Origin of the sequence: Aeromonas sp. 61P, assembly GCF_051919545.1 — a bacterium.
Lineage (GTDB): Bacteria > Pseudomonadota > Gammaproteobacteria > Enterobacterales > Aeromonadaceae > Aeromonas > Aeromonas veronii.
Window position 1 is genome coordinate 896916 of record NZ_JBQBEL010000001.1, and the last position, 24400, is coordinate 921315.

A 24400-nucleotide genomic window follows, 5' to 3' on the forward strand; every position below is an offset into this window, starting at 1 on the left:
TCATGCCTCCCCGAGTCGCTTCCGGTGAGGGTGCCTGGCGGTGCCTTCACCAGGATCGATTCCGATCCACTCGTATCATCACTGCATAACGCATCGAGCCCATATGGGCATTCAGGGAGTAGAGACATGCCGAAGTTGAGATCCGCCACCACCACCCACGGACGTAACATGGCCGGGGCCCGCGCCCTGTGGCGTGCCACCGGAATGACCGATCAGGATTTCGGCAAACCCATCATCGCCGTGGTCAACTCCTTCACCCAGTTCGTGCCGGGCCACGTCCACCTCAAGGATCTGGGCCAGCTGGTGGCCCGCGAGATCGAAGCCGCGGGTGGCGTTGCCAAGGAGTTCAACACCATCGCTGTGGATGACGGCATCGCCATGGGCCATGGCGGCATGCTCTACTCCCTGCCGTCGCGCGAGCTGATCGCCGACTCGGTGGAGTACATGGTCAACGCCCACTGCGCCGACGCCATGGTCTGCATCTCCAACTGCGACAAGATCACCCCGGGGATGCTGATGGCCGCCTTGCGCATCAACATCCCGGTCATTTTTGTCTCCGGCGGCCCGATGGAAGCGGGCAAGACCAAGCTCTCCGACCAGATCATCAAGCTGGATCTGGTGGATGCCATGATCCAGGGCGCCGATCCCAAGGTGTCGGACGCCCAGAGCGAACAGGTGGAGCGCAGCGCCTGCCCCACCTGCGGTTCCTGTTCCGGCATGTTTACCGCCAACTCCATGAACTGCCTGACCGAGGCGCTGGGTCTCTCCCAGCCGGGTAACGGCTCCATGCTGGCGACCCACGCCGATCGTGAGCAGCTGTTCAAGCTGGCGGGCCAGCGCATCGTGACTTTGGCCAAGCGCTGGTATGAGCAGGATGACGAGACCGCCCTGCCGCGCAATATCGCCACCAAGGCGGCGTTCGAGAACGCCATGGCGCTCGATATTGCCATGGGCGGCTCCACCAATACCGTGCTGCACCTGCTGGCGGCGGCGCAGGAGGCGGGCGTCGACTTCACCATGGCCGATATCGACCGCATGTCGCGCAAGGTGCCACAGCTCTGCAAGGTGGCGCCCTCCACCCAGAAATACCATATGGAAGATGTGCACCGCGCCGGCGGTGTGGTCGCCATTCTGGGCCAGCTGGAAAAAGCGGGTCTGGTGCATGGGGATACCCGTACCGTGCTGGGTTGCTCCCTCGTCGAACAGCTCAATGAGTATGACGTCAGCCGCCAGCCGAGTCAGGAGGTGGTGGACTTCTACCGCGCTGGCCCGGCTGGGATCCGCACCACCAAGGCGTTCAGTCAGGATTGCCGCTGGCCGGAGCTGGATCTGGACCGCGCCGAGGGCTGCATCCGCTCGCTGGAAAATGCCTACAGCCAGGAGGGCGGTCTGGCGGTGCTCTCTGGCAACCTCGCGGTCAACGGTGCCATCGTCAAGACTGCCGGAGTGGATGAGGAGAACCTCACCTTCCGTGGCCCGGCCCGGGTATTCGAGAGTCAGGAGAGCGCGGTGAGCGGCATCCTCGATGGCACAGTGAAAGCGGGCGAGGTAGTGGTGATCCGCTACGAAGGGCCGAAAGGGGGCCCCGGCATGCAGGAGATGCTCTACCCCACCACTTATCTCAAGTCCATGGGGCTCGGCAAGGCGTGCGCCCTGATCACCGATGGCCGCTTCTCCGGCGGTACTTCGGGCCTCTCCATCGGCCACGTCTCGCCGGAGGCTGCCTCTGGTGGCACCATAGGTCTGGTGGAGGATGGCGACATCATCAGCATCAACATCCCGGCCCGCAGCATGGTGCTGGAGGTGGCCGACAGCGTGCTGGTCGCCCGCCGTATCGCCGTGGAAGCCCGTGGCTGGAAGCCGCTCGATCGTCAGCGTCAGGTCTCCTTTGCCCTGCGTGCCTACGCCATGTTCGCCACCAGCGCCGATAAAGGCGCGGTGCGCGATCGCTCGATGCTGGGGGAATAAATCATGGTCTCTGCGGCGGATTATCTACGCAAGGTGTTGCTCTCCCCCGTCTATGAGGCGGCGCGGGTGACCCCTTTGCAAACCCTGAAGAAACTCTCCGAGCGGCTCGGCAACCACGTCAGCCTGAAGCGGGAGGATCTGCAACCGGTCCACTCCTTCAAGCTACGCGGTGCCTACCACAAGATCGCCACCCTGACCGAGGAGCAGAAGGCGCGCGGCGTCATCGCCGCCTCTGCGGGCAACCACGCGCAGGGGGTCGCCCTGTCTGCCGCCAAGCTCGGCATCAAGGCGATCATCGTGATGCCCAAGACCACGCCGGACATCAAGATCGATGCGGTACGCCGTCAGGGCGGCAACGTAATGCTGTTCGGCAACAGCTTCGACGAGGCCTATGGCGAGAGTCGCCGCCTCTCCACGCTTGAGGGCTACACCCTGATCCCGCCGTTTGACGACGTTGAGGTGATCGCCGGGCAGGGCACCATCGGCAAGGAGCTGCTGGAGCAGGATACCCACCTCACCCACGTGTTCGTGCCGGTGGGTGGCGGCGGCTTGGCCGCCGGGGTGGCGGTCTACATCAAACAGCTGCTGCCGGATGTGAAGGTGATCGGGGTGGAGGCTGAAGGCTCCGCCTGTCTCAAGGCAGCCATGGCTGCTGGCGAGCCGGTCAATCTGGAGCGGGTCTCGCTGTTTGCGGATGGTGTAGCGGTCAAGCGCATCGGCGAGGAGACCTTCCGCCTGTGCAACCAGTATCTGGACGAGGTAGTGACCGTCTCCAACGACCAGATCTGCGCCGCGCTGAAAGACATCTTCGACGACTGTCGCGCCATTGCCGAGCCGTCGGGCGCCCTGTCGTTGGCGGGCCTCAAGGCCTACAGCGAGCGGGAGCAGGTCAAAGGGGGGCGGATGGCGGCCATTCTCTCCGGTGCCAACGTCAACTTCCACAGCCTGCGCCACGTGTCGGAGCGCTGCGAGATCGGCGAGAAGCGCGAGGGCATGCTGGCGGTGACCATCCCCGAGCGTAAGGGGGCCTTCCTCGACTTCTGCCGTCAGCTTGGCCCCCGTATGGTGACCGAGTTCAACTATCGCTACGCCGATGCCGAGCAGGCGTCGCTGTTCGTCTCGGTGCGCCTCACCGGCGGTGACGAGGAGCTGGGCCAGATCATCGATCAGCTCGGTGGCAACGGCTACCCGGTGGTCAACATGACCGAGAGCGAGCTGGCCAAGAACCACGTGCGTTACATGATTGGCGGCCGCCCGGCCCGGCCCCTTGGTGAACGGCTCTACAGCTTCAAGTTTCCGGAGCAGCCGGGCGCCCTGATGCGCTTCCTCGAGACTCTGGGCTGTCGCTGGAACATCAGCCTGTTCCACTATCGCAACCACGGTGCCGACTACGGCCGGGTGTTGTGTGCCTTTGAGCTGCCAGACGAAGACGTGGCCGCCTTCCACGACTACCTGCGCGAGATTGGTTACGGCTGGAAAGAGGTGAGCGACGACCCCGCCTACCGTTTATTCCTGGCTAGTTGAGCAAGGGGGCTGCAACAACTCACCGGGAGGGAGGCGTTATGCCTCCCTTTTCTATTGCTGCGTGTGGATAGGTCCACTCCGTACGACGCAAAGTCATGGTTTAACTGGCAAAACAGTGTGAATAGGTACACAGGTGATTTTTACGCCGGATATTGCTGGCAAGCTCACACTCCTGATGGCTTGGTCATTTGAGGCTGCGTTCGGATGGGATACCCTGAATAGCGGAGAGGCCGCCTGACGGCTTCACACAGGGAAAGTGCGCACTCAGGCGCCCATAACGACTTATTGCAGAGGCGAAAATATGAATAAATCCATGCTTGCCGTATTGGTCAGTGGTTTGCTGGCGGCCGGAGCCGTACAGGCCGCCGCTCAGGACAATACCTGGTATGTCGGTGGCAAGGCCGGTTGGTCCAATTACTATGGCGTTGACCACAACCAGTATGCCGAGTCGATTGCCCAGACGTTGGGTAATACCAGCGAGAACACGGATGATCTGGGTCTGGGCCTGTTCGCCGGTTACCAGCTCAACCCCAACCTGGGTTTCGAGCTGGGTTATGACTGGCTTGGCAAATACGACACCACTTCGGGCACTGGCGCCAATACCCTCAAGACCGAAGCCAAGAGCCAGATGATTCAGGCCACCATGAAGATCAGCTTCCCGGCAACGAACGTGCTCGATCTTTATGGCCGACTGGGCGGCGCCTATGCCTGGACGGATAGCGAGATCAGCTTCGCCAATACCAGCGAGACCGGCAAAAAGCATGGCGCCGCCTTCGTTGGTGCGCTGGGTGCCGAATATGCCATCGATCGTGACTGGGCTGCCCGTCTGGAGTACCAGTACACTACGCCGTTGGGTGATGCGTCTCTCGATCGCTCCGGTATCGAGATGGATAACGGCCTGATTTCGTTCGGGATGCTCTATCGTTTCGGTCAGCAAGGTGGCGAGGTCGCTGCACCGGCGCCCGCTCCGGCCGCCGAACCGGCACCTGTAGCCGTGGTTGAGCCCAAGACCTTCAGTCTGAGTTCCGATGTGCTGTTCGAGTTCAACAAGGCGACCCTGAAGCCGGCTGCCAATCAGGCGCTCGATGCCCTGTTCAGCCAGATTGTGGCGGCCAATCCGAAAGATGGCGTCGCAACTGTCATCGGTTATACCGACCGGATCGGCTCCGACAACTACAACCTGGCGCTATCCGAGAAGCGGGCCCAGAGCGTGGCCAGCTATCTGGTATCCAAAGGCTTGTATGCCGACAAGGTACGAGTCGAGGGACGTGGCAAGGCCAATCCGGTCACTGGCAGCAGCTGTGCCAGCCGCTCCAAGCAGGAGCTGATCGCCTGTCTGGCACCGGATCGCCGGGTAGAAATCCATCTGGAAGGGGTTTCCCAGCCTGTCCAATAAGCAGAGCGACGGGAGCAATAAATGTAAAAACGGGAGGCTTGGCCTCCCGTTTCTTATGGGGTGTTTACGATGTCGTGCCTCAGAGCCCGAACAGCGGGCGCAGGCGGATGCCGATGAGGCTGCCAGCGAGGGCCATCAGCATCCAGACCCAGCCGTGCAGGCTGCCAGAGGCGGTGCCATCGAAGAAGCCGCCGAGGTTGCAGGCGGCGTACATGGCGCCCATTCCCATCAGCAGGCCGCCGAGGATGGAGGCCAGACTGTTGCCGAGCCGCATCGGGGCGAAGTTGCCGCCACCGCTCAGGCTGCGCGCCAGCATGGCCCCCAGAATTCCGAGCCAGAACATGCCGACCATGGGGTTGATAAAGAGCGGCTGGGCCAGTTTCGGGTTCCCCTCGAACAGGCCGAACAGAGAGGCGCCGCGCAGCGCCATGTCATAGACGGCGCCGGTGATGGTCCAGGCCGAGCCGTGCAGAGCGACCACGGACGAGTTGAGCAGGGCGATGATGATGCCGCCGGTCAGCACGGTGAAGCGACCATCGCGCCAGAACAGGTTGCCGCCGCTGAAGAGGGGCTTGAGCTCGCCGGTGCGCTTGAGTTCGCTCTTGCGAAACAGCAGGAACAGCGCGGCGACCAGCGCCAGGTTGAGCAGCATGCCGCTCCAGATATTGCCGGTCAGATCCCGGGCCAATACCACATGGCTGGAGAAGGTAGCCTCCAGTTCGGGGCGGAACTGGTTGCTGATGAGGGTGCCAATGCCGTAGCAGATCAGCACCAGCCAGAAGCGGGGTTGCCCCTCACCGCAGCAGTAAAGAGTGCCGGTGGCGCAGACGCCAGCCAGCTGCATGCCGATGCCGAACAGGAAGGCACCGACGATGAAGGGAATGCCGATAGCCATCACGTTACCCACCATGGCATCGCCAAAGAGGGCGTGGCTAAAGGAGAGAAAGGTGGTGAACAGCAGAATTTCGATGGCGATGGTGAGCAGGTGAACCCGCACGTAGTAGCTGTTGCGCTTGGTCAGCATTTCGCGCCAACCGAATACGATGCCGAAGCGACTGAAGGAGAGGGTGAAGCCGAAGCCGAATCCGATCAGGGCCATCAGAGCCCATTTCATACCAAAGGTGTTGCCAAGCCAGAGTAACGCTCCCCCCGCGATTGCCACGATGGGGAGCGACCATTTTCGATTCATGTCTGTTGATCCTTGCAGTTGGTTTTCAGAGGGGCGGATCCTATTCCCTCGTGGAGTCCAATGCTACCCATTTAGTCAATGCAGAGAAAAAGGGGGGCGCTGACTCCCGTCAGCGCCGGGGATCAATGGCGGGTGGTGTCGAGATGGAAGTGGTGAGTCTGCCTGGTCAGGATGCGGGCGTGCTGGGCGACCATGGTCGCCTCTTCGGCGGCGTGGCTGGCGCTCTGATTGACTTCGGCCGCCAACCGCGACATCTCCCCGACCTGATGGTGGATCCCCTGCACCAGCCGTGTCTCATCGCTCATCAACTGATCGACCTGAGCGATGTGCTGGTTGATCTCCTCGCAGCTCTGCGCGATCCGGGCGACTCTCTGGCGCGCTGTCATCGTGTGAGTGACCGCCTGTTCGACCCGGGCCAGCTCGGTATCCATCTCGCTGGCGGCGCGCAGACTGACATCCTGGATCTTGCCGATGATGGTGTTGATCTCGGTGGTGGCGCTGCCGGTGCGGGTCGCCAGCGAGCGTACTTCATCGGCCACCACGGCAAAACCGCGTCCCTGTTCGCCTGCCCGCGCCGCTTCAATGGCGGCGTTCAGCGCCAGCAGATTGGTCTGCTCCGCAATATCGTGAATGGCACCCGCCAGCCCGGCAATCTGCTGCGAGAGGCCAGCCAGATCCGAAATGGTCTGGGAGACCTGCTTCACTCCCGTGACTTGCTCCCCGATCACCTGTTCCACGGTGTGGATGGCGAGTGTCGCCTCTTGTGCCCGCTCTGCTGACTGCAGGGTTTGCTCCCCCACCTGATGCAGCTGGCTACCCGCCTGTTCAATGGAGTGGGTGAGCTGTTCGATGGCCTGTTCGATATGGTGGGCTGCCCCGACCTGAGCCTGACTGTCATCGGTGTGCCGTTGTGCCATGGCGGTCAGGCTGGTGGCGCGATCATCCAGCGTACTGGCGCTGCGTTGCAGGGACTCCACCAGGGTTGCCAGTTGGTCACGCATGGCCCCGATCTGGCGGATCAGCTCGCCGATGGCATCGAGGCCCGGCTCCGGCATGGGGCGGTTCAACTCCCCTTCGGCGATGGCGGCGGTGGCTTTGCCTGCGGCCAGCAGCCGCTGTTGGGTGGGGCGTCCCAGCCAGAAGATGAGTCCGGCCCCCAGCAGTGCGGCGCACAACAGCAGTCCGTAGCAGAGTCGGGTGGTGTTGGCGAGATGGGCCATCTGCTCGGCGGCATACTCGTTGCCGCGGATGACGGTGGCGTCCACCCCTAGCCGGTGGGCGTTGTAGAGGGTGTGCAGGCGCGCCGCAATCGCGCCCGCCTGCGCCAGATCCCCCGCCTTGATGGCGGGGACAAACTTGTCGTTGAGCAACTGCCAGAACAGCTCCCCCTGCACTTTTTGCTCTCCCAGCAGCAGCTCCCTGAGGGGCTCGTTCAGGCTGCTCTCTTGCCAGAAGCGGTTACGGCTCTCGAACTCTTGCTGCAGTCGGGCGAGGGTTTGCAGCAGGGCCTCCCGCTCCTCCGGTTTGGCATGGAGCAGGGTGTAGACCTGCAACTGGGATTCGATGAGGTAGAGAGGCGGCGGCAGAATATCGGCTACCACATCCTTCCCCTGTCCCATCTGATCGGCTGCGCTCCGGACCGAATAAAGCCCGAAAAAGCTGATGGAGATCAGCGTGATTATGACCATGATCCCCAGAACCTGACCAAAAAGCAGGGATCTGTCGTGAATGTGCTTGAGCATGTTGCCTCCATTCGGCTCCGTTCCATGGATAGCATAGCTCTCTGGCGGGATGGTGCGACTCGGGTATGGCTTGTTGATGGCGAGTCGGCTCTGGAGAAGGGGAAGTCGCAGTCAGAAGACCGCTGGTGACACGAAAAAGAACCCCGGCTGATGAGCCGGGGTCGATGGTGGTGAGGCGGTGTCAGGTCCGGCTTGGCGCGGCTTTGCCGCTGCGCAGCCCATCCAGACTGAACAGCACCAGCGCGCTCCAGATGCAGGCAAAGGTGAGCAGTTTGTCCATCGCCAGCGCTTCCCCATAGAGGGTGACCGCGAGGATGAACATCAGGCTGGGGCCTATGTACTGGAAGAAGCCCAGGGTGGAGAGCTTGAGCCGGGTCGCGGCGGCGGTGAAGCAGAGCAGGGGGGCCGTGGTGACGGCGCCTGCGGCGATCAGCAGCAGGTTGAGGTGCCAGTCGTTCTGGGTGAGATGGCTGGTGGGGCTGTCGGCAAAGCCCCACAGATAGATGGCCGCTGGCGGCAGCATGATCATGGTTTCGATCAGCAGACCGGTGAGGGCATCGAGGGCCAGTTTTTTGCGCACCAGCCCATAGATGGCAAAGCTCGACGCCAGCACCAGCGCAATCCAGGGCAAGGAGCCAAAGGCGATAAGCTGGATGGCCACCCCGGCAAAGGCCAGCGCCACCGCCCACCACTGCAGGCGGCGCAGCTTCTCGCTCAGAAACACCATTCCCAACAGTACGTTGAACAGCGGGTTGATGTAGTAGCCGAGGCTGGCATCCAGCATATGGCCGTTGTTGATGGCCCAGATGAACAGCAGCCAGTTGCCGCCGACGGTAACCGAGGTAAACGCCAGGGTGAGCAACACTTTTGGCTGGCGCAGCACCGCCTGCACCTTGTGCCACTGGCGTCCTGCCAGGGTGAGTACCATCAGCAGCACGCAGGACCAGATCATCCGGTGGGTCAGGATCTCGGCGGCCGGGACGGCAGAGATGGTCTTGAAATAGATGGGGGCTATGCCCCAAAGGGTATAGGCGCACAGGGCGTAGATGACGCCCTGACGCTGGATCTGTTGCGGCATGCGGATGACCTTTACTGCGTTGGATGCGGGAAAACATCGCAAAAAATCAGTGTAGCGATCCTTTTGCGGGGAAAGAAGCGAATAAACAAAGTTTGAGGGATAGGAGGTGGGTGACTGGCCGGTCAGCCTTTACCGCGGCGGATCTTGTCGACGTCCATCAACAGCCACAACATCAGGGCGATGGCGGAGATCCAGGGGCCCCAGGTCACGTAGGCCTCGCCGTGCCCCAGCACGAAGAACAGCAGGGGCAAACCGATCACCAGAAAAAGTACGCTTCCCAGAAAAAATAGCATTTTTGTCTTTATATTTAACATGTTGGCTTTTTTATCATTATAAGGATTGAGCCCGGTGATGGAAGGCCAAAAATGCAAAAGGGGGATTTCTCCCCCTTTTTGATCCGATACTGCTGCTTTGTCGTGTTATTCCAGCTGAATCCAGGTGCTTTTCAGCTCGGTGTACTTCTCCAGCGCATGAAGTGACTTGTCGCGACCGTTGCCGGACTGTTTGAAGCCGCCAAATGGCATGGTCATGTCACCACCGTCCCAGTTGTTGACGAACACGGTGCCAGCGCGCAGGGCGCGGGAGCCTTTCACCGCCTTGTTGAGATCCGCCGTCCAGATCGCCGCCGCCAACCCATAGTCGGTGTCGTTACCCAGCGCAATGGCCTCCTCCAGCGTATCGAAGCCGGTCACCGCCAGCACAGGGCCGAAGATCTCCTCGCGGAAGATGCGCATCTGCGGGGTCACGTCGTCGAAAATAGTGGGTTCGATATAGAAGCCGCCACTCTCCATATTGGTGCGGTTGCCACCCAGCAGCAGCTTGGCCCCCTCCTGCTTGCCAATCTCGATATAGCGCAGCACCTGCTCCATCTGGATGTGATCCACCATGGCGCCGATACGGGTCGCAGGGTCGAGCGGGTTGCTCGAGATCCACTCGCGGGCATGGGCCAGCAGTCGCTCCATGAATTGCGGCTTGATGCTGTTTTGCACCAGCAGCCGAGAGGCGGCGGTGCACACCTCGCCCTGGTTGTAGAAGATGGCGCCAGCGGCGCTCTTGGCCGCAGCGTCCAGATCCGGTGCGTCGGCCAGTATTATGTTGGGACTCTTGCCGCCGCACTCCATAAAGGCGCGCTTGAGGTTGGACTTGCCGGAGCACTCCACCAGATGTTTGCCGATTTTGGTGGAGCCGGTGAAGGTGATGCAGTCCACATCCATGTGCATGGCTAGCGCCTCGCCCACGGTATGACCAAAGCCCGGCAGCACGCTGAACACGCCGTCCGGAATACCCGCCTCCTTGGCCAGACCTGCGATACGCAGGGCGGTCAGGGGCGATTTTTCGGAAGGTTTGAGAATGACCGAGTTGCCGGTAGCGAGCGCCGGGCCCAGCTTCCAGCAGGCCATCACCAGCGGGAAGTTCCACGGCACGATGGCGGCAACCACCCCGAGCGCTTCGCGGGTCACCAGCGCCAGTGCTGACTCCTCCACCGGGGCGACCTGATCGTAGATCTTGTCGATCGCTTCGGCGTTCCAGGCGATGCAGTTGGCGGCGGCGGGGGCGTCATAGCCCATAGCGTCGCCGATGGGTTTGCCCATATCCAGCGACTCCAGCAGCGCCAGCTCCACCTTGTTGAGGCGCATCAGCTCGGCGAAGCGCTGCATGATCTGTTTGCGCTGTTTCGGCGGCAGGCCGCTCCAACGCTTGTCGTTGAAGGCGTCACGGGCAGCCTGTACCGCCAGTTCGGCATCGGCGGAATCGCAGGCTGCCACCTTGGTCAGCAGCTTGCCGTTGGCCGGGTTGATGCAATCGAAGGTGGCGCCATTGACGGCATCCCGATAGCTGCCGTTGATAAAGGCTTGCGAGGGCAGGGTCAGATGGGCGGCCTTGTGTTGCCACTGGGCCAGGGTAAGGTCACTCATGTTCACTCCTTGAACCGGCAAAAGTCAGTTTTCGCGTATCAATATGCTAAACATCCTGCCGCTTGTAAATCCATCTTGTAACAATTCATTAAACACTGCTCCCCTGCCGATGCGCGTCTGAATGTCAGAAACTGGCGGGGGTGTTGGCCGAGATCAGCACGCACTCCTGCTCGCCGCTATTGCGAAAACGGTGGGGGGTGCGGCTGTCAAAGTAGTAGCCATCCCCGGCGCCCAGCAGGTAGATCTGCTCGCCCACGGTCACTTCAACTTCGCCCTTGATGACGATGCCGCACTCTTCACCCTCGTGGCTCAGCATGTCGTCGCCGGTGTCGGCGCCCGGTGGCAGCACCTCCTGCAACATGCCGATGGCGCGGTTGGCACGGCTGTGCCCGACCAGCCGGTAGCTGATGGGATGCGTGCCGAGATCCGGCATATCGGCGGCGCGGAAGATCACTTCGGTGCCCATTTCGGTCTCTTCGGTGAAGAAGCTGGCCAGCGACATGGGGATGCCTTCCAGCACCTTGCGCAGGGAGGCGACAGAGGGGCTCACCTGATTTTTCTCGATCTGGGAGATAAATCCGTTGGTCACACCGGAGCGCTTGGCCAGCTCGCGCTGGGAGAGGGCTGCCTTGGTGCGAACCGCCTTGAGGCGGTGACCGATATCCATCTATAGACACTCCTTGACTGTTTACTATTATTAAAATTGTGTTAAATATCTTACACCACCCTGCTGATGCGTCTAGCTAGGGGTGGCACCAGACAGGGCGATAACGGGCCCTTTTTTATGGATTTAGGTGTTTAATTTAATAGGCATTGGCCGACAGTTGCTAAACACCTTAAGGATGAGGTGACCATGAAACCGATCAGCGACATCAATACGCCCTCCGACATGTCCGCGTTCTGGATGCCGTTCACCGCCAACCAGCAGTTCAAGGCGGCGCCGCGTATCCTGAAGTCGGCAGAGGGGATGTATTATCACTCAGAGGATGGCCGCAAGATACTGGATGGCACAGCCGGACTCTGGTGTTGCAACGCGGGCCATGGTCGGCGCGAGATTGCCGAGGCGGTCTCCCAGCAGATTTCCCACCTCGATTTCGCTCCCACATTCCAGATGGGCCACCCCCTGCCGTTTGAGCTGGCCAACCGGCTGGTGGAGATCGCTCCCAAGGGGTTTGGCCACGTTTTCTATACCAACTCCGGTTCCGAGTCGGTCGATACCGCGCTCAAAATCGCGCTGGCCTGGCAGCGGGCTCGCGGTCAGGGCACCCGCACCCGGCTGATTGGCCGCGAGCGTGGCTATCACGGGGTCGGCTTTGGCGGCATCTCTGTGGGGGGGATTCCCGGCAACCGCAAGTGGTTCGGCTCCCTGCTGACCGGGGTGGATCATCTGCCCCATACCCTCAACATCGCCAAGAATGCCTTCACCAAAGGGCTGCCCGAGGAGGATGTAGCGCTGGCCGACGAGCTGGAGAAGATCGTCTTTCTGCACGATGCCAGCAATATTGCGGCGGTGATCGTCGAGCCCATCGCTGGCAGTACCGGCGTGCTGATGCCCCCCAAAGGCTACCTCAAGCGGCTGCGGGAGATTTGCACCAAGCACGGCATCTTGCTGATTTTTGACGAGGTGATCACCGGTTTCGGTCGCCTTGGCTCCCCCTTCGCCGCGCAGGAGTTCGATGTCATTCCCGACATGATCACCTGCGCCAAGGGGCTCACCAACGGCGCCATCCCGATGGGGGCGGTGCTGGTGCAGAAGCACATTTATGACGACATGATGGCGGCAGGCAAGGGGGCCATCGAGCTGTTCCACGGCTATACCTATTCTGGTCACCCGGTGGCTGCTGCCGCCGGGCTCGCGACCCTCGAGATCTATCGCAACGAGAACCTGCTCAGCCGTGCCACCGATCTGGCGGGCTACTGGGAGGAGGCGGCCCATTCGCTGAAGGGCTGCAAGCATGTGAAGGATGTGCGCAACTACGGGCTGGTGGCGGGTATCGAGCTGGAATCGATGCCGGATGCACCGGGCAAGCGCGCCTATGAGGTGTTCGTGCGCTGCTTCGAGAAGGGGGCATTGATCCGGGTGACCGGCGATATCATCGCCCTGTCGCCGCCCCTCATCATCGAGCGCAGCCAGATCGACGATCTCTTCACCCTGCTGCAGGATGCCCTGCAGGCACAACCCTAACCCATTTGATGGCCCCGCACTGGCGGGGCCTTGCGTTGGTTTGCTCAGCGCATTTACCACATCAGTTATCACGGAGGATACATGACATACAGGGTCAGCAACTTCATCAACGGCCAGCCGCAGGAGAGTCGCAGCGAGCGCCAGGGTGCCATCTTCAATCCCGCCTGCGGCAACCAGCAGGGGAGCGTCGGGCTTTCTAGCGCCGCCGAGTGTCAGGAGGCGATCGCCATCGCCGAGCGCGCCTTTGCCGACTGGTCGCAAACCCCGCCGCTGGTGCGGGCCCGGGTCTTTTTCCGCTTCAAGGAGTTGATGGAGCAGCACAGGGACGAGCTGGCCGAGCTCATCAGCCGCGAGCACGGCAAGGTCTTCTCCGATGCGCAGGGTGAGCTGACCCGCGGGCTGGAGGTGGTGGAGTTTGCCTGCGGCATTCCCCATCTGCTCAAGGGGGAGCACTCCCTCAACGTCGGCCGTGGGGTAGACAGCTACTCCATGATGCAGCCGGTCGGGGTTTGCGCCGGTATCACCCCGTTCAACTTCCCGGCCATGGTGCCGCTCTGGATGTTCCCGGTCGCTATCGCCTGCGGCAACACCTTCATTCTCAAGCCCTCCGAGAAGGATCCCTCCCTCTCGTTGCGGATGGCCGAGCTGCTCAAGGAGGCCGGTCTGCCGGATGGCGTGCTCAACGTGGTGAACGGTGACAAGGAGGTGGTGGATGTGCTGCTGACCGACCCGCGGGTCGGAGCCGTGTCGTTTGTCGGCTCCACCCCCATCGCCCAGTACATCTATGCCACCGCCTCGGCCCACGGCAAGCGAGTGCAGGCGCTGGGCGGTGCCAAGAACCACATGGTGGTGATGCCAGATGCTGATCTCGATCAGGCGGTCTCCGCCCTGATGGGGGCTGCTTATGGGGCAGCGGGCGAGCGCTGCATGGCGATCTCGGTAGCTGTGGTGGTGGGTGACGAGACCGCCGATGCGCTGGTGGCCAAACTGACGCCGCTGGTGGAAAAACTGCGGGTGGGCCCGGGGCTGGGCCAGAGCCCGGAGAACGAGATGGGGCCGCTCATCAGCAAGGAGCATCTGGCCAAGGTGCGTGGCTACGTGGATCAGGGGGTGGCCGAAGGGGCCGCGCTGCGGGTCGATGGTCGCACGCTGAGCCACGACGAGGGTTACTTTATCGGGGGCTGCCTGTTTGACGAGGTGACCCCCGAGATGCGTATCTATCGCGAGGAGATCTTCGGCCCTGTGCTCTCCATCGTGCGGGTACCGGACTACGAGACGGCGCTGCGGCTCATCAACGAGCACGAGTACGGCAACGGCACCGCCATCTTTACCTGTGACGGCGACACTGCGCGGGACTTCACGGCGCGGGTGCAGGTCGGTATGGTAGGGGTGAACGTCCCCATTCCGGTGCCGATGGCGTTTCACAGCTTTGGCGGCTGGAAGCGCTCCATCTTCGGGCCGCTCAACATGCACGGGCCGGACGGGGTTCGCTTTTATACCCGGATGAAGACGGTGACGGCGCGCTGGCCCCAGAGCCTGCGCAGTGGTGCCGAGTTCTCCATGCCGACCATGAAGTGACGCGCTGGCGCGTGCTCATGGCCTAACCTCTTGCCCTCGCCGGTCAATGATTGGCGGGGGCGAACTCTGTAAAGGAACAACAGATGCGATTGGGAATTCTCGATTGTGACCGGCTCGATCCCGATCTGGCGGATCGTTTTGGCCCCGTTTACTCCGAGATGTTTATCAGGGGCTTTGCGGCCCTGGCCCCCGAACTGGAATTTCGGGTCTGGTCGGCTCTCGATGGGGAGCTGCCGGAGGATCTGCACGAGTGCGATGCCTGGCTCATCACAGGCTCGCGCCACGATGCTTACAGCGATATCCCCTGGATTCAGGCACTGCGGGCGTGGATCCGTCAGGCGCACGATGCCGACGTCAAGCTGGCCGGTGTCTGCTTCGGTCATCAGGTGATCGCCCAGGCACTGGGCGGAGAGGTGGTGAAGTCTACCAAGGGGTGGGGGCTGGGTGTGTCGGTGCACCCCATGCTGGCAGATGAGCCCTGGATGGCGCCAGCGCGGGATCAGATCCGCATTCTGGCCAGTCATCAGGATCAGGTGGCCCTGCTGCCGCCGGGGGCGACCCGACTGGCGGGCAACGATTTTTGTCCCAACTTCATGTTCTTGCAGGGGAACAACATAGTGGCCATTCAGGGGCACCCCGAGTTCTCGGTGGAGTACAACCGGGCGCTGATCGAACGGCGCCGTGGCCTGCTGCCCGACGAGCGTTACCAGAGCAGCCTCTCCTCGCTGGAGGGGGAGGTGGATTCGGCGACCATGATGCAGTGGCTGCTGCAGTTTCTGGGGATCCTGCCGCTGCGGGCTGGCGCGGCCTGAGCCCGGTTTGTCAGCCACCCCTTCGGATGCTAGATTTTGTAGCAAAATGAAGGATCAAGCGCTGAGATGTCGGGATCGGATGGTACACTGGCCGCCCTTTGTGGCGGCCTGTTTGTCTGGCGTGATCGCCGCACCAGCTTGAGAGGGTGAAGCCTTGAAACTACAGCAATTGAAGTATTTGATCGCGATCCGGGACCACAACCTCAACGTCTCGGTGGCGTCCGATGCGCTCTATACCAGCCAGCCCGGGGTCAGCAAACAGATTGGCCTGCTGGAGAGCGAGCTGGGGGTGCGGATCTTCGAGCGCCGTGGCAAGCATTTGCACCGCATCACGCCGGTGGGGGAGGAGATCATCAAGTGTGCCGAGGCGATGCTCAACATCGAGAGCAAGATCAAGGCGATCTCCCGCGAGTATCTGGATCCGACGGTGGGCACCCTCAATATTCACACCACCCACACCATAGCCCGCTATCTGCTGCCCAAATCGGTTACCTACTTCACCAAGAAGTATCCCAAGATTTCGTTCCACCTCCATCCGGTAATGTCGGCGAGCAAGGAGCAGATCAGCAAGGGTTACTCCGATTTCTCCATCGTTGCCCACGAAATTGGCTTCGACAAGGAGCTGATCGCGCTGCCCGCCTACCTCTGGACCCTCTCGCTGGTGGTGCCGCAGGATCACCCGCTGGCCAAGGTGAAGAAGCCGACGCTGGAGCAGCTCTGCCACTACCCGATCCTCAGCTACGAGAGTGGCGCCACTGGCCGTCAGGTGCAGGACGAGGTGTTCCATGCCGCCGGTCTCACCCCGAGCTACTACATGACGGTGATGGACGCCGGGGTGATCAAGCGCTACGTGGAGCTGGGCTTTGGCATCGGCATCATCTCCTCGCTGGTGGCCAACGACACCGACAGCCCCGGGCTGGTCTCCATCAATCTGGAGCACCTGTTCAAACCCTGTCCGGCGCAGATCTGTTTCAGCAAGAGCATATTGCTGCAGAACTACATGTATGACTTCATCAGCTCCTTCTCGCCCCACCTCACCAAAGAGGTGATCCAGAGTGTGATGCAGCAGCCGAGTCAGGCGCGTATCGACGAGCTGCTGGCCGGGGTGGAGCTGCCCATCTATTGATCCCGATCGGATTCCCGATCGCTGCCGGTTGTCTCTTCTGTCAGGCTGGGCTCTACTCGGGGTTCAGCCTGTCTCTTTTGGGCTATCTCCATCGTCCGAGGTCTCTATGTCCCGCATTCTGCTGCTTGCCAATCTCAACTGTGATCATGTGCTCTCCCTCTCCGAACCGCTGGTGGCGGGGGCCCGGCTGCAATACGTGGATCAGGGACGCAGGCTGGGAGGCGGCGCCGCCAACACTGGCATCGGGCTGGTATGGGCGGGCCATGAGGTGACCATCGCCTCCCGTATCGGGCTGGACGAGACCGGCGACTGGCTGCTGGAGCAGGCGGCCGGTTACGGGCTGGATTGCAGCCATGTGGAGCGCTTTGGCGGCGAGACCGGCGAGCTGCTCATTCTGGTGGACTCCACCGGCGAGCGCACCATACTGCGCCGCCCGCGGCGTCCCGATCTGCCCGGCGACCTGCCGCTGGAGGGGGTGGATTGCCTCTATGTGAACTATCCCGGTACCTCCATCATCAGCTACATGCGCCAGATGCTCGGCAAGAGCTTTGTAGTGGCCCAGTATCCCAAGGGGGGGCAGGCACGCCGTCCCTGCCACGTGCTGGTGGCCTCCCGCTCCGATCTCGGCGAGGTGAGCGACCCCTGGCAACATGCCCGTCAGCTGGCGGGGGAGCAGCTCGAATGGCTGGTGCTGACCGAAGGGAAGGCGGGCGCAGTGGCCATCCACGGCGATGAGCAGATCCGGGTTGCCGCTCGGCCCGTCTCGGTGGTCGATACCACGGGGGCGGGAGATGCTTTCGCTGGCGGATTGATACACGGATTGGCGCGGGGCATGGCCATCAAGGATGCGTTGCAGTGTGCGGTGGACTGGGGCGCGTTTGCCGTCGCCTCCGAGAGCTCCATTCCCTCGGTCGCGCTGAAAAACTGGCTGAAACAACCCCACTGAACCACTTCTCTACTGGTCGATTGAGGGGCGGTTTGCGGGCCATATGGCTGCTGGTCGAAGGGGCTTGGTGAGGGGGACTATTCGGGAGATTTACCCGCCATAAAGCGGGTAAACGCCGGGCTAACCCGGCAAGTTTGCGATCAATCAAAGAAAGTGTCGATTTATGTGCATCTTCATCGACACCCGGTTGTGCTGCTCTTAACCTGTCACTCCGCAACTCAGATTAAGAGACAGGCCCCCCTCTGGCGAACCAATGGGCAAACAGAGGCAAACCGGTTGTCTCCTGCCTCTTAGCTCAATGTTGTCGTCCTGATTCCTGGCTTGTAGTAAGAGGCAAGTGCGACCATGCAACTGACACGATTTACCGACTACGCCCTGCGTACCCTGACCTTCCTGGCGGTTCAGCCGGGGGATCGTCTGTCGACCATTACTGAAGTGGCCGATACCTTCGGCATCTCTCGCAACCACGTGGTCAAAATTGTGCACCAGCTTGGCATCAAGGGGTACATCGAGACGGTACGCGGCAAGCACGGTGGCATCCGCCTCGGTCGCTCTGCAGTCTCCATCAACCTGCGGGATGTGGTGATGGACATGGAGCATGTGCTCTGTCCGGTTGATTGCAAGCGTGAAAACTGCCGTCTCTCCGGTGGCTGCCGCATTCAGGGCATTCTGCGCCGCGCCATGAACGCCTTCCTCGAAGTGCTGGGCGAGTACACCCTGGCTGATGCGGTGCGCGATCCTAACCGTCTCTGCCACCTGCTGGGTATCGAGCAAGAGACTATTGTGACCATGGCCTGACGGGGCGTGGAATATCGAGCAAGATGTGAAAGGGGCCTGATGGCCCCTTTTGCTTTTGTACTCAGGTGGTTTTTAGCGACTGCCTGGCTGGCGGATCAGGGTGATGGCGCCGTGCAGGCAGGCGAGGCCACAGGCACCGCAGCCATTGCAGGCATCCATATTGACGTTGATGCCGTCGGCTGTGGCCTTGATCGCCTGTTGCGGGCAGGCATCTTCACAGAGCAGGCAGTAGAAGCCCTGCCGTGCCTGGCAGCTCTCTTCAATCTGCACCCGGGTCTGCACCTGACGGCCCAGTTGAAGGTCGAGGGCGCCGGTGGGACAGGCTCTGGCGCAGCTGCCGCAGTAGCTGCACTGGCCACAGGCGAGATCGAGCACCGGGGTGCCGGCAATCGGGCTCCCCTCGTACTCTTCCTGGGTGGCCGGTTTGAGCAGACCGCGCGGGCAGGCTTTGAAACACTCGCCACAGCGGGTGCAGAGGGAGAGGTACTGGGACTCCTCGATGGCCCACGGCGGGCGCGCTTCATGGCAAACCACGGCGGGCTTGCGGGAAGCTTGCCAACCTTGTGTCAGCCAACGGAGGAAATAGTGAGTCATGCTCGCCCCTGATACCTATTAGGGGTTAATTTTATCGAAGTTTCGGGAAGCAGGCCAGAGAATAGCGGCCGTCAGGATCGCAAGCGCAGTTGCCCTTGTGTAAGCTAGGCGGGTCTTTTTACGTGGTTGAATGAAAACATATGTGGCTATTTCTCTGGCGTGCGTCCCTGCTCTATGTCTTTCCCCTGCTGATGTGGGCCTACTGCCGCATCAAGGATATCGAGTTCGCCGAGCTCGATACCGGCGTCAACACCCACAAGTGGGTGGTACTGGCCGCCTACCTCATCTACGTGGTGCTCTGGATCCTGGTTAACCGCTATCTCGAACTCTTCCTGCGTCAGCGGAGCCGCAAATGATCGACCCCGGGCTCTGGGGGATCTTGCTGCCCGCCGCCGTGCTGGCCCTCGGGCTTGGCTGGCTGATCGGACGACGGGCCGCCACGGCGCAGGCTCAGGAGCTGATGCTGGCACAGGAGCGTTATCAGGCGCTGCAGGAGCGTTTTGACGAACTACAGGATGAGCGGCAACAGGGGCAGCAGAAGCTGGATCAGCAGCAGACCCTGCTGATCAAACTCACCGCCCGTCTCAAGGATGCGGAAGCAACCCTGCGCAGCGAACGGTTGGCCGCCGCCGAGAAGCTGCAACTGCAACAGGAGGCGGAGCAGCGCCTCAGCCAGCAGTTCGAGAATCTTGCCAACCGGATCTTCGAGCAAAACTCCGGCAACTTCCGTGAACTGAACCAGAACAGCCTCGATCTGCTGCTCACTCCGCTCAAGGAGCAGCTGGAGGGTTTCCGCCGTCAGGTAGGGGAGACTCACGCGCAGGAGACGGCCCAGCGCCACAGCCTCAAGTTCGAGCTGGAGCGCCTCGCCGAGCTCAATGCCCGCATGACCGAAGAGGCGGCGGCGCTGACCCGCGCCCTCAAGGGTGACAGCAAGCAGCAGGGCAACTGGGGCGAGGTCGTGCTGGCGCGGATCCTCAGCGAGTGCGGTCTGCGCGAAGGTCACGAGTACCACACTCAGGTCAATATCGAGGTGGAGAAGGGCAAGCGTTACCAACCTGACGTCATCGTCCACCTGCCACAAGACAAAGACATAATTATCGACGCCAAGGTGTCGCTGACCGCCTACGAGCGCTGGTACAACGCCGATGACGAGCTTGAGAAGGCGGTGGCGCTCAAGGAGCATGTCGCCTCGGTGCGCAACCATATCCGCGAGCTGGGTCGCAAGGATTACCAGCAGTTGCCCGGGGTGCGCACCCTCGACTATGTGCTGATGTTCGTGGCGGTGGAGCCCGCCTTCCTCACCGCGATGGAGGCCGATCCCTCGCTGGTGCGTTACGGCCTCGACAACAATATCCTGCTGGTGAGCCCCACCAACCTGATGGTGGCACTGCGCACCATCGAGAACCTGTGGCGCTACGAGCGGCAGAACCAGAATGCTCGCCAGATCGCCGAGCGGGCCGGTCGCCTCTACGAAAAGCTGCGGCTGTTTGTGGAGGAGATGCAGCAGATGGGCGGCAGCCTGCACAAGGCGCAGGAGAGCTACGACAAGGCAATGGGACGGCTGGTCAACGGCCGTGGCAACCTGATTGCCCAGGTCGAGCGTTTCCGCGAGCTGGGGGTGGAGGTGACCAAGAGCCTGCCAGAGCCGCTGGTGGAGCGGGCACTGGAGCGCGACAAGGAGCGGGAGTAGTTTTTCCCCTTACAGCCATCAGTAAAAGGCCCAAACCTGGTTTGGGCCTTTTACTATCTGCCTGCTGGCCCAGAGCTTACCCATCATCAGAAATCCGCAAAGCAAACGGCCCACCGAAGTGAGCCGTTTTTATTTGCAGTGCCGTTGTGGATCAGCGGCTGGCGGCGCGGGCGCTCAGTTCGGCCTTCTCGCTATCGCTCAGGAAGGCCAGGGTCAGGCCGTTCTGCTGGGCGGTGCGGATTTCGCTGGCTGTCATGCCAGCGGCCGGAGCAGCCACCTCATATTCGTGGGGCAGGTCGATCCCTTCTACTGCCGGATCGTCGGTGTTGAGGCAGGCCAGCACGCCGGCAGCCAGGAACTGGCGGATCGGGTGTTCGGTCAGGCTCGCTACCGTGGTGGTCTGGACGTTGGAGGTGAGGCAGGATTCGATGCCGATGCGGTGTTCGGCCAGATAGGCCATCAGAGCCGGATCCTGAATCGCTTTGACGCCGTGGCCGATACGCTCGGCGCCCAGCTCGCGAATGGCCTGCCACATGCTCTCGGGGCCAGCGGCTTCACCGGCGTGTACGGTGACGCGCATGCCTGCATCGCGCACCTTGCGGAAGTGGTCGACAAAGAGTTCGCCCGGGAAGCCCAGCTCGTCGCCGGCCAGATCGATGGCGACCAGCTTGTCGCGGTGGGCCAGACAGGCGGCCAGCTCCTGATTGCACTGCTCGGTGCCGAAGGTGCGGCTCATGATGCCGATCAGGTTGGTCTTGATGCCGAAGTCACGGCTGCCTGCGGCCACGCCGTCGATGATGGCTTCCACCACGCCCTGCGGGTGCAGCTTGTGGGCCATCGCCATATAGGCCGGGCTGAAGCGCAGCTCTGCATAGTCGATACCGGCGCGCAGCAGATCTTCCACGTTTTCGTAGGCGACCCGGCGGCAGGCGTCATAGTCAGCCAGCACGGCCACACCCCAGTCCAGTTTCTTCAGGAAGGCAACCAGACTCGGCTCGTTTTCGACGATCTGTACGTGGGGGCGCAGCGCTTCCAGCTCAAAGGCGGGCAGCTGGATATTGTGTTGGCGACCCAGCTCGAGGATGGTTTGCGGGCGGATGTTGCCGTCCAGATGGCGGTGCAGGTCGGTCAGGGGGAGAGATCTGTCAATCATGGGGGCGCCCTCGTCGAGTCAGGTTTGAAAGCCTGCCATTCTAGGCGGGGCTTTCAAAAAAGATACCCCGTTTATGGTTAAACGGGGTTCTGGTGGACGGTGATTTGTCAGGGCGTGATGGGAATCGTTTTTCCCGAGGACTCAGGAGAGAGCGAGTTCCTTCAACTTGCGGGTGAGGGTATTGCGACCCCAGCCAAGCAGGCGGGCGGCCTCCTGCTTGTGGCCGTGAGTGTGTTCCAGCGCGGTTTCCAGCATGATCCGCTCGAACTGGGGCATGGCATCGGCCAGGATGTCGGTCTCTCCCAGCGCCAGCTTGCTGGCTACCCACTCCTGCAACTGTTGCTGCCAGCAACCGGGCAACGCCGGTTGGCCGGGCTCGGCGTTGTGGGTGATGGGGGTAAGCAGTTCGGGGGGAAGATCGCTCACCAGCACCTCCTGCCCGGAGGCCATCACGGTGAGCCAGCGGCAGACGTTCTCCAACTGGCGCACGTTACCCGGCCAGGGCAGGCGACTGATATAGGTCTGGGTATCGGGGTGCAGGCTCTTGGCCTCCACATTCAGCTCTTTGGCGGCGCGCAGCAGGAAGTGGCGGGCCAGCTGGGGAATATCCTCACGGCGCTCCTTGAGGGCGGGAATATGGATGCGGATGACGTTGAGGCGGTGGAACAGATCCTCGCGAAATTCGCCATCGGCGACCCGCTTCTCCAGATTCTGGTGGGTGGCTGCGATGATCCGTACATCCACCTGCACCGGCTGGTGGCCGCCTACCCGGTAGAACTGGCCATCGGCCAGCACCCGCAGCAGCCGGGTTTGCACATCCAGCGGCATGTCGCCGATCTCGTCGAGAAACAGGGTGCCGCCGTCGGCCTGCTCGAAGCGGCCGTGGCGGATGTTGTTGGCGCCGGTAAAGGCCCCCTTCTCGTGACCGAACAGTTCCGATTCGATGAGATCTTTCGGGATAGCCGCCATGTTGAGGGCGATAAAGTTTTTGTGGGCGCGCGGGCTGTGCTTGTGCAGCGCATGGGCGACCAGTTCCTTGCCGGTACCGCTCTGGCCGTTGATCAGCACCGAGATGCTGGAGCGCGACAGGCGGCCGATGGCGCGGAACACCTCCTGCATCGCCGGTGCTTCACCGATGATCTCAGGGGTGGCGGTGGCCTCTTGTTGGCGAGACTTGCGCTTGGTGCGCTGCTCCTTGAGGTGATTCTCGGCGCGGCGCACCAGGGTCACGGCTTCGTCGATGTCGAACGGTTTAGGCAGGTACTCGAAGGCGCCACGCTGGTAGGCGTTGACCGCGCTATCGAGATCCGAGTGGGCGGTCATGATGATGATGGGCAGATCGGCCTGACGGCGGTGGATCTGCTCCAGCAGGCTCAGGCCGTCGATGCCCGGCATCCGGATATCGGAGAGGATGACATCGGGCGAGCGCAGCTCAAGGGCGTGCAGCAGGGCTTCGCCATCGGCAAAGCTCTCGCAGTTGAAGCCTTCGCTGCCGAGAGTGCGCTCCAGCACCCAGCGGATAGAACTGTCGTCATCGACGATCCACACTTTGGCGGTCATGGGGTTCCCTTACTTGCGAAGCGGTAGAAAAATGGTGAATTCGGTGTGACCCGGCCAGCTGATGCAGTCGATCCGCCCCTTGTGCTGGTCGATCAGGTTCTGGGCGATGGAGAGGCCGAGCCCGGTGCCCCCCTCCTTGCCGGTGATCATCGGGTAGAACAGGGTGTCGCGAATGGCATCGGGAATGCCGGGGCCGTTGTCGATGATCTTGATCTCCGCTGCCAGCCGGTAACGCTGGCCGTGGATGGTGATCTGGAACGCGGTGCGGGTCTTGATGCGGATAAGCCCGGTCTGATCGCCCAGTGCTTCGGCGGCATTGCGCACTATGTTGAGAAACGCCTGCTGCAGCTGATCCGGCTCCATCTCGAATTCGGGGATGCTGGGGTCGTAATCCCGCTCGATGTGAACAGAGGGAGGGAGTTCGAGCTCCACCAGTCGGCGTACCTGCTCCAGCACCGAATGGACATTGTGCATCTGGTGACGGCCGGGGCGCTGGGGGCCGAGCAGCCGATCGACCAGTACCCGCAGCCGGTCGGCCTGTTCGATGATGATGCCGGTATATTCGCGCAGCGCCGGATCCGGCAGCTCTTTTTGCAGCAGCTGCGCCGCGCCGCGCAGGCCGCCGAGGGGATTCTTGATTTCGTGGGCCAGCCCGCGCACCAGCTCCTTGGCCGCCAGCTGTTGGGCATGTTGCTGCTGCTCCTGACTGATCTTCTTCTGCTGGTCGATCTTGCGCAGCTCCACCACCAGCAGACGCTGTTCGTGGTCGGCCATCGGGGTGGCGCTCAGCTCCACCAGTCGCGGTTCTCCCTCTACCACCAGAGTCACTTCGCTATCGGTAAAGCCTTGCCCTGACACGAGGCACTGCTTGAGCCGCTGCAAATCGAGGGAGATATGTTCCAGCAGATGGGGCAGTTCGATGCCGATCAGCCTGCGTTCACTGAGGGAGAGCAGCTGTTCAGCCGCCGGGTTGACGAACTGGATGCAGAGCCGCTCATCCATCAGGATCACGGCTGTCAGCAAATTATCCAAGAGTGTTTTGGCGTTGTCCGAGCGGGTTGGCACAGGTTTCTCCCTAAAACGGTGCTACACACCTGTTATGCACCGATATGGTGCATAGAGTTTACCCGCATCGGTGCGCT

Annotated in this window: 21 protein-coding genes; 11 read left to right on the top strand and 10 right to left on the bottom strand. The window is 61.8% G+C overall.

Features of this window, described 5'->3' with window-relative positions; all coding sequences use genetic code 11:
* Positions 1-126 precede the first annotated feature (126 nt).
* The 3 genes from ilvD to ompA all read left to right on the top strand — a co-directional run bounded on the left by ilvD (position 127) and on the right by ompA (position 4888).
* Positions 127-1968 carry a dihydroxy-acid dehydratase gene (gene ilvD, locus ACTG2O_RS04340; RefSeq protein WP_019445757.1) on the top strand — a complete coding sequence of 614 codons (1842 nt, stop codon included), beginning with the start codon at positions 127-129 and terminating at the stop codon, positions 1966-1968.
* A gap of 3 nt (positions 1969-1971) precedes the next feature.
* Positions 1972-3492, top strand: coding sequence for a threonine ammonia-lyase, biosynthetic (ilvA, locus tag ACTG2O_RS04345; protein ID WP_439975386.1), 1521 nt, complete (start codon positions 1972-1974; stop codon positions 3490-3492).
* A 301-nt stretch (positions 3493-3793) separates the two neighbouring features.
* Positions 3794-4888, top strand: a complete 1095-nt coding sequence (gene ompA, locus ACTG2O_RS04350; protein ID WP_111900973.1) for a porin OmpA — start codon at positions 3794-3796, stop codon at positions 4886-4888.
* A gap of 79 nt (positions 4889-4967) precedes the next feature.
* Here the strand turns inward: ompA and ACTG2O_RS04355 are convergent, their stop codons facing one another.
* The 6 genes from ACTG2O_RS04355 to ACTG2O_RS04380 all read right to left on the bottom strand — a co-directional run bounded on the left by ACTG2O_RS04355 (position 4968) and on the right by ACTG2O_RS04380 (position 11480).
* On the bottom strand, positions 4968-6077 hold the full coding sequence (locus ACTG2O_RS04355) for a YeeE/YedE thiosulfate transporter family protein (protein WP_439975387.1): 1110 nt from the start codon (positions 6075-6077) through the stop codon (positions 4968-4970).
* A gap of 122 nt (positions 6078-6199) precedes the next feature.
* Positions 6200-7819, bottom strand: a complete 1620-nt coding sequence (locus tag ACTG2O_RS04360; RefSeq protein ID WP_439975388.1) for a methyl-accepting chemotaxis protein — start codon at positions 7817-7819, stop codon at positions 6200-6202.
* Between the two features lie 181 nt (positions 7820-8000).
* On the bottom strand, positions 8001-8897 hold the full coding sequence (gene rarD / locus ACTG2O_RS04365) for an EamA family transporter RarD (RefSeq protein WP_005356175.1): 897 nt from the start codon (positions 8895-8897) through the stop codon (positions 8001-8003).
* Between the two features lie 122 nt (positions 8898-9019).
* Positions 9020-9190, bottom strand: coding sequence for a hypothetical protein (locus ACTG2O_RS04370; RefSeq protein WP_005341999.1), 171 nt, complete (start codon positions 9188-9190; stop codon positions 9020-9022).
* Positions 9191-9316: 126 nt separating this feature from the next.
* Positions 9317-10813 (bottom strand): aldehyde dehydrogenase, encoded by a 1497-nt coding sequence (locus tag ACTG2O_RS04375; protein ID WP_106844313.1) that lies wholly within the window; start codon positions 10811-10813, stop codon positions 9317-9319.
* Between the two features lie 124 nt (positions 10814-10937).
* Complete coding sequence (locus ACTG2O_RS04380) at positions 10938-11480, bottom strand: cupin domain-containing protein (protein ID WP_005339643.1); 543 nt, start codon at positions 11478-11480, stop codon at positions 10938-10940.
* A 186-nt stretch (positions 11481-11666) separates the two neighbouring features.
* Here ACTG2O_RS04380 and ACTG2O_RS04385 point away from each other — a divergent pair, with 186 nt between their 5' ends.
* From ACTG2O_RS04385 to ACTG2O_RS04410, 6 genes are all read left to right on the top strand, one after another.
* On the top strand, positions 11667-12998 hold the full coding sequence (locus tag ACTG2O_RS04385) for an aspartate aminotransferase family protein (protein ID WP_047439025.1): 1332 nt from the start codon (positions 11667-11669) through the stop codon (positions 12996-12998).
* An 81-nt stretch (positions 12999-13079) separates the two neighbouring features.
* Positions 13080-14576, top strand: a complete 1497-nt coding sequence (locus tag ACTG2O_RS04390) for a CoA-acylating methylmalonate-semialdehyde dehydrogenase (protein WP_429121298.1) — start codon at positions 13080-13082, stop codon at positions 14574-14576.
* 83 nt (positions 14577-14659) lie between these two features.
* Entirely contained in the window at positions 14660-15388 is a 729-nt protein-coding gene (locus tag ACTG2O_RS04395) for a glutamine amidotransferase-related protein (RefSeq protein ID WP_069527013.1), read from the top strand.
* 154 nt (positions 15389-15542) lie between these two features.
* A complete protein-coding gene (locus tag ACTG2O_RS04400; RefSeq protein ID WP_042012323.1) occupies positions 15543-16514 on the top strand; it encodes a LysR substrate-binding domain-containing protein in 972 nt (323 codons plus the stop codon).
* A gap of 106 nt (positions 16515-16620) precedes the next feature.
* Positions 16621-17460 (top strand): PfkB family carbohydrate kinase, encoded by an 840-nt coding sequence (locus tag ACTG2O_RS04405; RefSeq protein ID WP_043823201.1) that lies wholly within the window; start codon positions 16621-16623, stop codon positions 17458-17460.
* A gap of 345 nt (positions 17461-17805) precedes the next feature.
* Positions 17806-18258, top strand: a complete 453-nt coding sequence (locus ACTG2O_RS04410; protein WP_005339654.1) for an Rrf2 family transcriptional regulator — start codon at positions 17806-17808, stop codon at positions 18256-18258.
* A 72-nt stretch (positions 18259-18330) separates the two neighbouring features.
* On the opposite strand, the gene ACTG2O_RS04415 is transcribed toward ACTG2O_RS04410, so the two are convergent.
* Positions 18331-18852, bottom strand: coding sequence for a ferredoxin-type protein NapF (locus tag ACTG2O_RS04415; protein WP_005339657.1), 522 nt, complete (start codon positions 18850-18852; stop codon positions 18331-18333).
* 140 nt (positions 18853-18992) lie between these two features.
* Here ACTG2O_RS04415 and ACTG2O_RS04420 point away from each other — a divergent pair, with 140 nt between their 5' ends.
* Both ACTG2O_RS04420 and rmuC read left to right on the top strand, forming a co-directional pair.
* Complete coding sequence (locus ACTG2O_RS04420) at positions 18993-19208, top strand: hypothetical protein (RefSeq protein WP_005339659.1); 216 nt, start codon at positions 18993-18995, stop codon at positions 19206-19208.
* A complete protein-coding gene (rmuC, locus tag ACTG2O_RS04425; protein ID WP_439975389.1) occupies positions 19205-20545 on the top strand; it encodes a DNA recombination protein RmuC in 1341 nt (446 codons plus the stop codon). The genes ACTG2O_RS04420 and rmuC overlap by 4 nt, the downstream gene beginning before the upstream one ends.
* Positions 20546-20696: 151 nt before the next feature.
* On the opposite strand, the gene add is transcribed toward rmuC, so the two are convergent.
* The 3 genes from add to glnL form a co-directional block, all read right to left on the bottom strand.
* A complete protein-coding gene (add, locus tag ACTG2O_RS04430; RefSeq protein WP_075116081.1) occupies positions 20697-21698 on the bottom strand; it encodes an adenosine deaminase in 1002 nt (333 codons plus the stop codon).
* Between the two features lie 141 nt (positions 21699-21839).
* Positions 21840-23258: a nitrogen regulation protein NR(I) gene (gene glnG, locus ACTG2O_RS04435; protein ID WP_439975390.1), complete on the bottom strand. Its 1419-nt coding sequence runs from the start codon at positions 23256-23258 to the stop codon at positions 21840-21842.
* Between the two features lie 9 nt (positions 23259-23267).
* Positions 23268-24323, bottom strand: coding sequence for a nitrogen regulation protein NR(II) (gene glnL, locus ACTG2O_RS04440; RefSeq protein ID WP_019445772.1), 1056 nt, complete (start codon positions 24321-24323; stop codon positions 23268-23270).
* Between the last annotated feature and the right edge of the window lie 77 nt (positions 24324-24400).

Bases quoted from the DNA above. Each gene is read 5' to 3' on its own strand.
- ACTG2O_RS04390 (WP_429121298.1), top strand. From the start codon at position 13,080: ATGACATACAGGGTCAGCAACTTCATCAACGGCCAGCCGCAGGAGAGT.
- ACTG2O_RS04395 (WP_069527013.1), top strand. From the start codon at position 14,660: ATGCGATTGGGAATTCTCGATTGTGACCGGCTCGATCCCGATCTGGCG.
- ompA (WP_111900973.1), top strand. From the start codon at position 3,794: ATGAATAAATCCATGCTTGCCGTATTGGTCAGTGGTTTGCTGGCGGCC.
- ACTG2O_RS04360 (WP_439975388.1), bottom strand. From the start codon at position 7,819: ATGCTCAAGCACATTCACGACAGATCCCTGCTTTTTGGTCAGGTTCTG.
- ACTG2O_RS04355 (WP_439975387.1), bottom strand. From the start codon at position 6,077: ATGAATCGAAAATGGTCGCTCCCCATCGTGGCAATCGCGGGGGGAGCG.
- ACTG2O_RS04380 (WP_005339643.1), bottom strand. From the start codon at position 11,480: ATGGATATCGGTCACCGCCTCAAGGCGGTTCGCACCAAGGCAGCCCTC.
- add (WP_075116081.1), bottom strand. From the start codon at position 21,698: ATGATTGACAGATCTCTCCCCCTGACCGACCTGCACCGCCATCTGGAC.
- rmuC (WP_439975389.1), top strand. From the start codon at position 19,205: ATGATCGACCCCGGGCTCTGGGGGATCTTGCTGCCCGCCGCCGTGCTG.
- ACTG2O_RS04375 (WP_106844313.1), bottom strand. From the start codon at position 10,813: ATGAGTGACCTTACCCTGGCCCAGTGGCAACACAAGGCCGCCCATCTG.
- ACTG2O_RS04410 (WP_005339654.1), top strand. From the start codon at position 17,806: ATGCAACTGACACGATTTACCGACTACGCCCTGCGTACCCTGACCTTC.
- ACTG2O_RS04405 (WP_043823201.1), top strand. From the start codon at position 16,621: ATGTCCCGCATTCTGCTGCTTGCCAATCTCAACTGTGATCATGTGCTC.
- glnG (WP_439975390.1), bottom strand. From the start codon at position 23,258: ATGACCGCCAAAGTGTGGATCGTCGATGACGACAGTTCTATCCGCTGG.
- rarD (WP_005356175.1), bottom strand. From the start codon at position 8,897: ATGCCGCAACAGATCCAGCGTCAGGGCGTCATCTACGCCCTGTGCGCC.
- ACTG2O_RS04420 (WP_005339659.1), top strand. From the start codon at position 18,993: ATGTGGCTATTTCTCTGGCGTGCGTCCCTGCTCTATGTCTTTCCCCTG.
- ilvD (WP_019445757.1), top strand. From the start codon at position 127: ATGCCGAAGTTGAGATCCGCCACCACCACCCACGGACGTAACATGGCC.
- ACTG2O_RS04385 (WP_047439025.1), top strand. From the start codon at position 11,667: ATGAAACCGATCAGCGACATCAATACGCCCTCCGACATGTCCGCGTTC.
- ACTG2O_RS04370 (WP_005341999.1), bottom strand. From the start codon at position 9,190: ATGCTATTTTTTCTGGGAAGCGTACTTTTTCTGGTGATCGGTTTGCCC.
- ACTG2O_RS04415 (WP_005339657.1), bottom strand. From the start codon at position 18,852: ATGACTCACTATTTCCTCCGTTGGCTGACACAAGGTTGGCAAGCTTCC.
- ilvA (WP_439975386.1), top strand. From the start codon at position 1,972: ATGGTCTCTGCGGCGGATTATCTACGCAAGGTGTTGCTCTCCCCCGTC.